Consider the following 10,518-nt stretch of genomic DNA (forward strand, 5'->3'; position numbering starts at 1 on the left):
CCTGGGTGACGTCCTCGGCATCGGCCACACTCCCCAAAAGCCGGTAGGCCACACCGAAAACGGCGGGCCGGTGCCTTGCCCATCCGGCTCCGAGCAGGTCGTCCTGCTCAGACCGTCGGGGCCCGTGCCCGTCACCCTCACCCATACCGATCGCAACCTCCTCCACCGCGAGAATCCAGCGTAGCTACGCGAACTCGGGATCTTCGAGGACAGCTCCGCGGAAGCGAGCCGACCGTCTCCGACACGGCAGCCGTAAGTCCTGATCAAGCTGCTTCGGGGAATGGTGTCGGCGTGGGGCGTGCAGCGCGCTCAGCAGCGGGACGGTTCGCTGAGAGGTCCGCTTCCCCGGCCCGTGCGTATCGGATCGCCGGTGGGCCTCTGAGCGCACTGCTCGTCCGGCGTGGAGGGCCGCACCCAAGGACAGCGCCCCGACGAAGCCGACGTACAGATAGCCCGTGGTCTCCAGCCCCCATGAGGGCGCCGCGAGCCCGGCCGCGAGGGCCGGAAGACTCACCGCCGCATAGCTGATCACGTAGACGGCCGAGAAGACCTCCGACCGCGACTTCACGGTGGTGACCGCGCTGATGGCGCGGAGGTTGCCGTTGAACGTCAGGCCAACGCCCAGCCCCGCGACGACCGATCCGCCCACGTATACGACCGGCGACACGACAGCGATGGCCACCGCCAGTCCGGACGCACCCAGAGTCAGGAGGACCGCCCCCAGCAAGGTGGCGAGCCGTGCCGTATGCCGAACTGACCACAACCCGCCCACGCTGTTGGCCAGAAACAGCGCCGCGATGCTGAGCCCGCCCGCAGCACCGGACCGCACATGCAGGACATTGCTCACCAGGGACGGAGTGAGCGCGAGGAACAGACCCGTGACGGACCACCCCGCGACGAGGGCGGGAACGGAGGCGAAGAACTCCGGCCGGACGTCCCGGGGAACTCGGACTCTCGGTCGCAACGACGCCAGTCCCATCGCTCGCGGGACGACTGTCTCAGGGATCGTGAGGACGACCGCGGCCAGAACGACGAAGGTCAGCGTAAGGACGGGAAAGACATACGCATCGGGGCGTGAGGTCGACTGAACCAGGAGGCCCACCACTCCGGCGCCGGTGGCCATGCCGATACTCGTGCCCACCGCTGTCGTCGTGGGCCCCAGCTGCGGACGTCTCCTGGGTGAGAGCTCGACCAGTCCGGCGGCAAGACCGCCGGTGGCCGTCCCCGTGGCGATGCCCTGCACCACTCGGGCGGTCAGGAGGGGGACGACGCCGTCGGCCGTCCAGAAGATCGCCGCGCTGGTCGCCGCCACCAGAAGGGCGGCGACCAGCACCGGGCGGCGACCCAGCTGGTCGCTCAGCGATCCGACCGTCAGCAGGGCGCCGAGCAGACCCACGACATACACCGCGAAGATCACTGTCAGCATCGTGACCGACAGGCCCCAACGCTCCCGGTACAGCGGATAGATCGGTGACGGTGCGCTTGCCGTGGCCATCATCACCACATTGGCGCAGGCCAGCACGGCGAAGGCCGCACCTCGCCCGAGACGACGCCCGTCACGAGGACCACTCACACGTCTCATCACGTTTTGTGGCGCCTTGATCAGCTCGGCCAGGGAGCGCCCATGATGCGCTCGACCGTGGTTGTGCGCTGGAAGTCGGGAATGAAGTGCTCCAGCACATCCGAGTTCACGGTTCCGTTCGTGGTCTCCGGGCGGTGCTTGAGTCCGTCGACGAAGGCCTGCAAAAACTCGTGCTTAAAGTCGCCCCGCGGATGGACGGCGATGATCTCGTCCACCTGGCTGCGATCCAGCTCGTTCAGGCCCAGGCCGAGCACGTCGGTCAGAACCCCCAGATTCGTGATGGCGATCTCCGGGCCCATCCGCCCGGGAATTCCAGGTGTTGTGTGCAGCGCGATCGCCGTCCACACCACGTCGGCGGCCGCGTCCGGGAAACCGCGGTCGAGCATGAACTTACGTGCGTGGTCGGCGCCATCGACCTCGAAGCGCTGTTCAACGTCGGAAAACGGCGTCAGGAGGCCGAGGTCGTGAAACATGGCGGACAGGTAGAGAAGCTCCGGGTCGGGCTCCAGGCCGATCCTGTGAGCATGGATGACGCCGAAGACGAAAACGCGCCGGGAGTGGTGGTAGATGAGGGGGCTGGTCATCTCCTGCATGAGGCGGGTGGCCTCGGCGACCGCTGCCGTTTCAGGAATCTCGACCCCTGCGACGATCTCGCTCATGACCTCTGCTCCTTCCGATATCGGTGTGTTACGAATGGACGGTGCGCCCGTCTTCCACACTGCCAACCACCGGGTGTCCTGCGCTCCCTCGCTCCGGCCATGAGTCACCCGAATCCGGACATGCGGGCAGCTCAGCCAGACGACTTCTTGATCGCGCCTGTCGGGCACCGCGGCCCAGCATCGGAGTCCGGCGGTGCCCGGTCGGCTCATGCTCGGGTGAGCACGATCTTCTTACCGCCGGCCCGTCCGGTAACCACCCGGGCGAACGCAGCCGGTCCCTCGCTCAGCGGCAGGGGTTCCGGTGCGAGTTTCAAGGTTCCCGCGGCGGCCTGCTCCGCCAGCTGGACAAGCTGCGCGGCGTTGGGCTCGACGTAGAGGTCCCAACTCGTGATGCCTCGTTCCTCCGGAGGCGCGTCCGAGGTCAGGGAGCACAGTCGGCCGCCGTCCCGCACCAAAGGCAGGGCCGCGTCCGCCGTGCTGGTGGCGATGATGAGGGCGGCGTCGAACCCGCCGCGTACCTTGGCCGACCAGTTCGGGTCGTGGTAGTCGACGACCTCCATCGCTCCGAGACCGAGCAGGCGCTCTGCGGCGGCAGCAGACGCGGTCGCGGTCACCTCGAGGCCCTTGGCCGCGGCGAGTTGGATGGCCAGGGCTCCGGTGGCCCCGCCTCCGTTGGTGATCAGGAGCCGCTGTCCTCGGCTGAGGTCCAGCTTCTCCAGGGCCTGCACCGCGGTGAGCCCGTTGACGGGCAGTGCCGCCGCGTGCACGGCGTCCAGCCCGGGTGGGCAGGCTGCCGCGTGATCCGCGTTGATCAGAACGCGTTCGGCCCAGAAGCCGCTTCCCCCGGGCAGCGGGGCCTCGTGTGCGAGCACCCGGTCGCCTACGGCAAACCCGGTGACACGCGCGCCGACGGCCAGCACCTTGCCCGCGCCCTCCACTCCCAGCGCCGCCGGGGGGCGCAGGCCGACGTCCCAGCCAGCGCCGTTCAGTAATTGGTCCCACGGGCCGACGCCGGCCGCCTCCACCGCCACCAGGATCTGACCGGGCCCGGGAGATGGCGGTTCGGGCAACTCCAGCAGGGCGACTTCCTTCTCGGCCCCAGATACTCCGCACGCCTTCACAGTAGATCTTTGTCCTCTCACTCAGTCCGACCGGCCAGGAGGTGCAGGCCGGAAACCCAAAGCAGGCAGCGGTGTCGACCTGGACATTCCGTACGCCTTCACAGTAGATCTTTGTCCTCTCACTCAGTCCGACCGACCGGTTCCACATCCCCAGGGCCTCGGACAGCAGCGTTGCCGCTGACGGCAGGTCGCCGTCGGTCCGCGCCTCCTTCGCTCTCGCCACCACCTGCTTGAACCTGTTGAGGTCAAGGGCGTGCCGCGGAGGCCGCGGCGCTCGACGAGCGGTACGCCGTGGACGTCGAGGCGCTGCGAGAGGTGCTGCCCGACCCGATCGCCGTCGGCGTCGGCGTCGGCGCGATCGAGTCCCGCTTTGGCGCGGTCCAGATCTCGTCGACGCCTACCACCGGCGGTTCCTCGCCGAGCCGTTCGACGACCCCACGGTGCGGGTCGAGAACCCGATGCCGGGCGAGTGGGAGGTCCGCTGACGCCGTTGGGTCATCCGGGCCACCAGCGATTGGGGCGCCGGCGGCCCGCGACGGACATCGCGCGGGCCGGCCTGCGGACTTCGGCCACGGCCGTTCCCGATGGTGGAGATGTTTAGACGAAGGTGAACAGCCGGTCGGCTTCGAAGCGCGAAATCGGGTTGTTGTACACCTTCGTTGGGTCGGGGTAGCCGAGGGCCAGCAGCACTGTCGTGGTGTGCCCGGTTTCGCGGATCTTGAAGGCCTTGTCGACACTGGTCGGGTCGAACCCTTCGAGCGGCATGGCTTCGACGCCGAGCTCAGCAGCCGCCATCATGGTCAGGCCCATTGCCAGGTAGGTCTGCTTTTCCATCCAGTGGTTCAGGTCCTTGTAGCCGTAGTTGCGCAGGTTGAGGAAGTCGCGGGTCATTGACTCCCACAGCGCCTGCTTTGCCGGGTCAGGGAACCGGCCGTCGCCCCTCTCCTTGGTGAACACCGCCTCGAGGTGGCTGTCGGGAAGATCCGCCCTGGTGGTGAGGATGACGGTGTGTGAGGCGTTCAGGATCTTCTCGCTGTTGTCCTGGAACCGTTCGCCCAGGTTGGCGGCCAGCCGCTCCTTGCCTTCGGGCGTGGCGAGGACATAGAAGTGGTTGGGCTGTACATTCGTCGACGACGGCGTCGAGCGCAGGAACCCCAGCAGTTGCTGAAGTGTCTCCTCCGGGATGGTCTTGCTGGGGTCGAAGTACCTGGTGAGGTGCTTGTTCATGAGCTTGTCGAGGTTCATGTCAACCTGCCTTCTTCTTGCAATCGCTAGGTGAAGAGTCAGTGATGCGTGGTGTGTGGGCTAGTCCTTGCCGTGGGCAAGCAGTTCGTTGACGCGCGCGAAGCTCATACCTGTCGTCGCCGAGGCGAGGTCGCCCGCGAGGAGCGCCTTCGTGGCCTGTTCGGCTGCCCCCATCGCGTTGGTGTAGAGCAACGGACCCAAGCTGATGCGCTTGATCCCGGCCTGCTGCAGTTCAGCGACGGTCAGCACCTTGTCCGACGGAGACACCAGGACGTTGACCGGTGTTGGGGCGACCGCGGTGACGATCGCGACGAGTGCGTCGAGGTCGGGTGGGAACGGCGCGTAGACCACATCCGCGCCGACCTCAGCGAAGGCCGTCAGACGCCGAATGGTGTCGTCAAGATCGGGCCGTCCCTGGATGAAGTTGTCGGTGCGGCCGGTAACGACGATGCGCCCCTTGGAAGCGTCGACGGCGCTACGGACGCGATTGACTGCTTCGTCGAAGTCGCGGATCGGTTGATCGGGATCGCCCGAGGTGTCCTCGATTCCGATACCGGCCAGGCCAGACTCCACGGCGGCCTCAACGGTCGCGGCGACGTCTTCAGGCATGTCGCCATAACCGTCCTCGAAGTCTCCGTTGACGGGCAGCCCGGTGAGGCGGCCGAGCAGCCGCGCATGCTCGAGGTGCTCTTCGCGGGTGACTTCGTGACGCCCGTCGAGGCGGCCGAGCGTGGCGGCGATCGCGGCAGACGATGTCGCGATCGCCTCGAAGCCGGCATCGGCCAGCAGCAGCGCCGAGAGGCCGTCCCATGCGTTCGGCATGACGAGGCCACCGTCGCGGGTGTGCAGCGCCATGAACTTCTCATAGAGTTCGGAGCCCGGCATGTCGCGCCTTTCCTGAATGATCGTTGAGTCAGTGAGGGGATGGCCGGCCGGGTGCCTAGGCCGCGTCGAGGGTTCCGGCGATCAACCGGTGGGTGGGTGTTGTTGGCGGCGGCGTGGAGCTTCTTGAAGCCGGCCCAGCCCCAACAGACGAGATGACGCGCGATGAGTCCGTGGACGATGTCCGTGGACTCGACGAGGCGGGTCTGTTCGCCCGGCGGTGTCTGGCGCGGGTGCTCCCAGGTCAACTGATGCCCGGTAGAGGTCGGCGATCTTGTCCGCGTCCTGGGCCAGCACGACTTCGTGCCAGGAGCTGAACACATCCTCGATCGCGCTCTCGCGTGTCGCGCCGGGCGCCGTCGGCTCCGGGTGCGGGTTCACTGGGCCACGGTCGTATCGACCGAGTCGACGGCGGGGATGTCGAGGTCGGTCTGGTTGACGTTGTTGATGAAGTTGGTGAGCAGGAATTGCACTGCCACCGCGACGATCGCCAGGATCTGCGGGTCGGTGTACCCGGCGTCTCGCACACCCGCGAGGTCGGTGTCGCTGACCTGCCCGCGGCTGTCCACCACCCGTTGCGCGAAGCGAGCGGCCGCGGCGCGTTTGGGGTCGAGCGCGCTCCCGCTGCGGCCGAGCTCGATGTCGCCGCCTGACATGCCGCCGAATTCGGTCGCGACGTAGGTGTGTATCGCCAGGCAGTAATTGCAGCTGTTGGCTTGCGACACGGCCAGCGCGATGCTGTGCCGGGTCTTCGCATCGAGAACCCTGCTCAAGGTGCCTTGCAGAGTGGTGACGACCTCGAGAACGGTCGGGTTCGACGCGAGGGTCTTGAACATGTTCGGGACGAAGCCGAGCTGCGCATCAACGTTGTCGAGTATCCGCTGCGCGCCGGCGGGCACATCCTCTAGAGGGGGAACGTTCAGTCGTGACACGGCGAATCGACCTCCGGTCGGGGTGTGAGTAGTCGTCGTCGAGCCCGGGTCGGGCTCGTAGTGCTTCAGAGCTCCGCGCAGGTCTTGACTGCGCCGGCCGCAACCTGGCCCGTGGCGTCGGTTACGCCGGGCGCCTGGTGACCTGCATTGCGAGGGGTGACTGCGTCGGCGCCGAGTTCCGGATCTCTTCGCCATCCCGGACACCGCATAATAAGGACTATACAGACCAGAAACTTTCACGCAACCCCTCCCCCGGGCGGCCCGAGTCCGCCGCGCTGGATGCAAGCGGGTCAATGTCGCATCGGATGGGTGAATTCGCAGCTCAAAGTCACATGGAGGCTGGGCCGTGGGCCATTGGGGGCCGGACGGCACGAGCGAGTCCAAGCCACCTCGAGCCAGTGCGACCCAGACCTGGCGATTGAGCCTGATGGACCATTTGGTCCAAACTGAAAGTTAGGCTGGACTGAAACGAACCCAAGATCTCTGGGATCCGCCTGCCGCCCATCTCGCGTCCGCCTACGGGGAGGTTTTCGCCGATATGACCGCCGCACCAGAGTTCATCGACGCCAGAGTGTCGCGCCACATGGGCACCTACTCCAATGCGGTCGCGATCCCGGCCGGCGCCATGCAGGTCGTCCTGTCCGGCACCCCGGCATCGCGGCCGGACGGAACCCGCTGCCGGAAGATTTCGCCGAGGAGGCCGGACAAGCCTCGGACAACGTGTGCGAGGCGCTGCGGTGTGCGTGCGCCGAACTGAGCGACATCGTCCAGGTCCGGTCCTGGCTCACAGACCGCGACGACATCGACGCCTACGTGAAGGTTCGCAAGGACGTCATCTCTCACCGACCGGCCGATATGCTCGCAGTGGTGCCACAACTGATCCGGCCCAGTCTCCGACTGGAGATCGAGGCCACCGCGGTTGTGACGCACTCCGCGGCCGAGCAGCACTGAGTAACATGCGCGAGGGAGACACCGTGCCCGGAACCAGCGTTACTCGCCGCACGCCACGCGGCCTGGAGACCCGTTCACGGATCGTTGATTCGGCGGCCAAGCTGTTTTATGTCAAGGGCGTCAACGCCACCACGCTCGATGACGTCCGGCTGGCGAGCGGCACGAGTAAGTCGCAGTTGTACAACCACTTCGAGGACAAACTCGCGCTGATCCACGCCGTGATCGACGTGCAGACGAAGTTCGTCCTCGCCCGCGAGGAACAGCGCCTGCGCGGCGTGAAGACCCTCACCGGTCTGCGCCGCTGGCGTGACGCCCTGGTCCAGGCCAACTCGCTGCAGGACGGCTCGTACGGGTGCGCGCTGGGCGCGATGTCGATTGAGCTGTCCGACAACGATGAGCAGTCCCGCCAAGCGCTCAACGCATCATTCGATGCCTGGCGGCGGATGCTCGTCGAAACGCTGACCCGGCTCCTCGTCCTCGGCGTACTCGCCGAGCACGCGGACCCACAGCGCTTGGGTACTGGTCTGCTGGCTGCTCTGCAGGGTGGTTACGTGCTTGCGCAGAGCGCTCACAGCCCCGAGCCGATGGCCATCGCGCTGGACATGGCCCTGGACCACATCGAATCCTTCGCTCGCAGCTGAGCCCCCGTTCGCAGCTCCACGAGCGCGTTTATCCACGACACACTTCTCAGACGGCCGCTGCCTCTTGAGGCCAGTTCGGCATGCTTGCTCGCCCCAATAACACGGCGGACCATGCACACCGAGTTGTGCTGGGTAATGAAGGTTTGGTTGGTAGGCCCGGGGTGATCGATGGGTGTTCGTGCTGCAGCAGCCGCCCGTACTCCGGTTCCGCCGTGAGGGTGACGCTGCGTTCGTGCGGGTCGTCCATGACGATCAGCAAGACCTTGCCCGCCACCTTGTAGACGTCCAACTGCCAGGTGAACGGGCGCCCTTGGCTGACCCTGGCCAGCGCCAGCGCTGTGTCGCGCGCTCTGTCCTGGAGCTTCTCGCCGATGATGGGCATGACGAAGGTCAGGCGCGACGGCCGTAGGTGTGCGGATCCACGGGCTGCTCGGACTTGGGAAGCCCGCCGACCACGAGACGGTAGGAGTCGATCACGAGCTCCTTCACCAGTTTCTCGTCGATGGTGCCCCCGCCGTCCACCGTGATCCAGTGCCTCTTGTTCATGTGATAGCCGGGGGTAATGGTTGCGTGCTGTTCACGCAGGGCTGCGGCGTCGTCCGGATCAGCTTTCAGGATCACGACGGGGCGCCCCGGCATGTCGGTCATGAGCATGAAGACCTTGCCGCGCACCTTGTAGACCTCCCAGTCGGGGCCGAAACGACGCTCCAGGTCGGCGTCGGGCAGTTCCGCAGTGCAGGCGCCCGCGATCTTCTGCAGCTCCTGTCCGTCCAAGGTGATCAACTCCTCTATCGATCCGAGTGCCCTGACCGCCCGGCCAAGGCCCAAGGGTGGCGTCGCCCGCATGGCCGCCACGAACGGCGGCGCCCGCACGCCGGCAACCGTGACGGGAGGCGACGGGGGTACAGAGACAGTTACGAGGGCGGCGCGACGCAGGCGGCCAAATCCGCTGGTCATGACCGGAGCCTATGCGCGCGTCCGCCCACACGTGTGGACCATTGTCTGAGTAAAAGACCGGACCACTTCGCGTCGAACGGCTAAGCGGGCCCCTGGGCGCCGCCTGTCAGACATGTCGAGCCTTTCCTGAATGATCGTTGGGTCTCGGAGGGGTCTTCCGGGCTGGGTGCGCGGACCGCGTCGATGGTTTCGGCGCTCAGTCGAGGGTTTCGGCGGTCAAGCGATCGGCGGTTCACTGGCGCGCGGCCGTATCGACGGCGGGGATGTCGATGTCGACTCACATGACGTTGTTGATGAAGCTGGTGAGCAGGAACTGCACCGCCACCGCGACGATCGCCAGGATCTGCGGATCGCTGTTCCCGGCGCCCCGCACACCCGCGAGTTCGGAGTCGCTGACCTGCCCTGGGGGCGATTTCTTACCTCGGGCCCTTCGGGAAGGTGAGTTCCTGGCGGCGCTGTCTTTCTCGTCCGGCCCGGGAAGACGACTGCCAGGCCCCCGGGACGTGTGCGGCTGCGGTGCGAGCCCCTCGGTCAGCGCTGCCCGGACCGGCGTCGCCGCCGCTGCATCAGCCCGCAGCGCTGAGATGTCCGCTGGCTACTCAGCTGAGCTCGCAGCTTCTTACGGGCGTCGAACATCGTCTTGTAGAGCGCGTTACGGTTCGCCCCCGGCTCACTGGCGAGCGTTTCCAGAGGGACCCCGTTGACGACGGCGGTGAAGACCTGCCGCTGGCGGGCGCTCAATGCTGTCTCGACTGCGTCGCGCGCGGCTTCGACCAGCTCTCGCGCCTGCGAGCGGCTGACGGGGTCGGTACCGGAGCGGTCGGGAACTTGCGCGCATTCGTCCAAGTCGAACCGGGTATTTGAAACCCGCCAGAAATGGCGGCCCAGCTTGCTGGACACTTCGAGTACGACGAATCGGAAGGCCCATGTGGTGAACCTGGCGTCGCCTCGAAATTCCTGGATTTTGTGCGTGATCCTCATCAGTGCGTCGGCGGCCGCCTGGTGGGCGACATCGTTCAGCTCGGGCCCGGTAATTCGGTAACGAGGACCCCGGCGGAAAACTTCGTCCATGGCGATCCGCACCAGCAGTTCGTGCAGCTGCGTGCAGGCCTGCTCGTACCGCGGCCCACGACCGCCCTCGAGCGCGTGGACCCAGGCGGCGGACTCCGGGTCGAGCTGCTCTCGGCCCGTGGCAGGCCCTGCTGCCGGGACGCTGCCGCTGGTTCCGGCATGTCCATCCGGAGCCGAGCGGCACGTTTTTCTAACATCCGCAGAGTGCACCTGTTCAGGTCCACAGTGTCCCGTTGGATGTGCAGCAGGTAGCCCCCGTCGACCACGCTCACGGAGCTGTCACTCTGCTCCCTCAGAGCCTGCCTGAGCCTGTAGACGTACGTGCGTTCGGAGCCTCCCTCTCTGACATCGTCGGGTGAGACGCCCCGAAATGATCAGATACTGTGGGCGGGCACGACAGGAGCACCTCCCGCATGACCAGCACCAAGCCCTCCGGGCAAGATCCCGCGCCAAAGCCGAAGCGCCGCCGTTTCACCC

At 66.6% G+C, this 10,518-nt stretch carries 12 protein-coding genes and 1 pseudogene; 2 read left to right on the forward strand and 11 right to left on the reverse strand.

All coding sequences use genetic code 11. The features are described from left to right. The 8 genes and pseudogenes from ACIBJF_RS49250 to ACIBJF_RS49285 all read right to left on the reverse strand — a co-directional run. Positions 1-145, reverse strand: a 145-nt coding sequence (locus ACIBJF_RS49250) for a sigma factor (protein WP_399184429.1), incomplete at its 3' end; no start/stop codon positions are given. A gap of 39 nt (positions 146-184) precedes the next feature. Continuing rightward, positions 185-1,573: an MFS transporter gene (locus ACIBJF_RS49255; protein WP_399184420.1), complete on the reverse strand. Its 1,389-nt coding sequence runs from the start codon at positions 1,571-1,573 to the stop codon at positions 185-187. A 29-nt stretch (positions 1,574-1,602) separates the two neighbouring features. After that, entirely contained in the window at positions 1,603-2,241 is a 639-nt protein-coding gene (locus tag ACIBJF_RS49260; protein ID WP_399184421.1) for an HD domain-containing protein, read from the reverse strand. Between the two features lie 206 nt (positions 2,242-2,447). Beyond that, positions 2,448-3,362 carry an NADP-dependent oxidoreductase gene (locus tag ACIBJF_RS49265; RefSeq protein WP_399184422.1) on the reverse strand — a complete coding sequence of 305 codons (915 nt, stop codon included), beginning with the start codon at positions 3,360-3,362 and terminating at the stop codon, positions 2,448-2,450. A 148-nt stretch (positions 3,363-3,510) separates the two neighbouring features. Beyond that, positions 3,511-3,600 (reverse strand): annotated as a pseudogene (locus ACIBJF_RS49270) (hypothetical protein); the annotation flags it as partial. Between the two features lie 359 nt (positions 3,601-3,959). Next, positions 3,960-4,607: a nitroreductase family protein gene (locus tag ACIBJF_RS49275; RefSeq protein WP_399184423.1), complete on the reverse strand. Its 648-nt coding sequence runs from the start codon at positions 4,605-4,607 to the stop codon at positions 3,960-3,962. 60 nt (positions 4,608-4,667) lie between these two features. Further along, the gene (locus ACIBJF_RS49280; protein WP_399184424.1) at positions 4,668-5,492 is read right to left on the reverse strand and encodes an isocitrate lyase/phosphoenolpyruvate mutase family protein; all 825 of its coding nucleotides are present in this window, start codon (positions 5,490-5,492) and stop codon (positions 4,668-4,670) included. A 374-nt stretch (positions 5,493-5,866) separates the two neighbouring features. Next, positions 5,867-6,421: a carboxymuconolactone decarboxylase family protein gene (locus ACIBJF_RS49285; RefSeq protein WP_399184425.1), complete on the reverse strand. Its 555-nt coding sequence runs from the start codon at positions 6,419-6,421 to the stop codon at positions 5,867-5,869. 675 nt (positions 6,422-7,096) lie between these two features. On the opposite strand from ACIBJF_RS49285, the gene ACIBJF_RS49290 reads away from it, so the two are divergent. Together ACIBJF_RS49290 and ACIBJF_RS49295 are read left to right on the forward strand one after the other, a co-directional pair. Then, positions 7,097-7,372 carry a Rid family hydrolase gene (locus tag ACIBJF_RS49290; RefSeq protein ID WP_399184430.1) on the forward strand — a complete coding sequence of 92 codons (276 nt, stop codon included), beginning with the start codon at positions 7,097-7,099 and terminating at the stop codon, positions 7,370-7,372. 23 nt (positions 7,373-7,395) lie between these two features. Beyond that, positions 7,396-8,013 carry a TetR/AcrR family transcriptional regulator gene (locus tag ACIBJF_RS49295; RefSeq protein ID WP_399184426.1) on the forward strand — a complete coding sequence of 206 codons (618 nt, stop codon included), beginning with the start codon at positions 7,396-7,398 and terminating at the stop codon, positions 8,011-8,013. 46 nt (positions 8,014-8,059) lie between these two features. Here ACIBJF_RS49295 and ACIBJF_RS49300 read toward each other — a convergent pair whose 3' ends face one another. From ACIBJF_RS49300 to ACIBJF_RS49310, 3 genes are all read right to left on the reverse strand, one after another. Beyond that, positions 8,060-8,395 (reverse strand): MmcQ/YjbR family DNA-binding protein, encoded by a 336-nt coding sequence (locus tag ACIBJF_RS49300; protein ID WP_399184427.1) that lies wholly within the window; start codon positions 8,393-8,395, stop codon positions 8,060-8,062. A gap of 8 nt (positions 8,396-8,403) precedes the next feature. Next, the gene (locus tag ACIBJF_RS49305; RefSeq protein WP_399184431.1) at positions 8,404-8,787 is read right to left on the reverse strand and encodes an MmcQ/YjbR family DNA-binding protein; all 384 of its coding nucleotides are present in this window, start codon (positions 8,785-8,787) and stop codon (positions 8,404-8,406) included. Between the two features lie 714 nt (positions 8,788-9,501). Further along, positions 9,502-10,053 carry an RNA polymerase sigma factor gene (locus ACIBJF_RS49310; protein WP_399184428.1) on the reverse strand — a complete coding sequence of 184 codons (552 nt, stop codon included), beginning with the start codon at positions 10,051-10,053 and terminating at the stop codon, positions 9,502-9,504. Between the last annotated feature and the right edge of the window lie 465 nt (positions 10,054-10,518).

This window comes from Streptomyces sp. NPDC050743, from assembly GCF_044456925.1.
In the GTDB taxonomy this organism is placed as follows: domain Bacteria; phylum Actinomycetota; class Actinomycetes; order Streptomycetales; family Streptomycetaceae; genus Streptomyces.

Coding starts and splice junctions, on each gene's coding strand:
- ACIBJF_RS49260 (WP_399184421.1), bottom strand. CDS start 2,241: ATGAGCGAGATCGTCGCAGGGGTCGAGATTCCTGAAACGGCAGCGGTC.
- ACIBJF_RS49275 (WP_399184423.1), bottom strand. CDS start 4,607: ATGAACCTCGACAAGCTCATGAACAAGCACCTCACCAGGTACTTCGAC.
- ACIBJF_RS49280 (WP_399184424.1), bottom strand. CDS start 5,492: ATGCCGGGCTCCGAACTCTATGAGAAGTTCATGGCGCTGCACACCCGC.
- ACIBJF_RS49300 (WP_399184427.1), bottom strand. CDS start 8,395: ATGCCCATCATCGGCGAGAAGCTCCAGGACAGAGCGCGCGACACAGCG.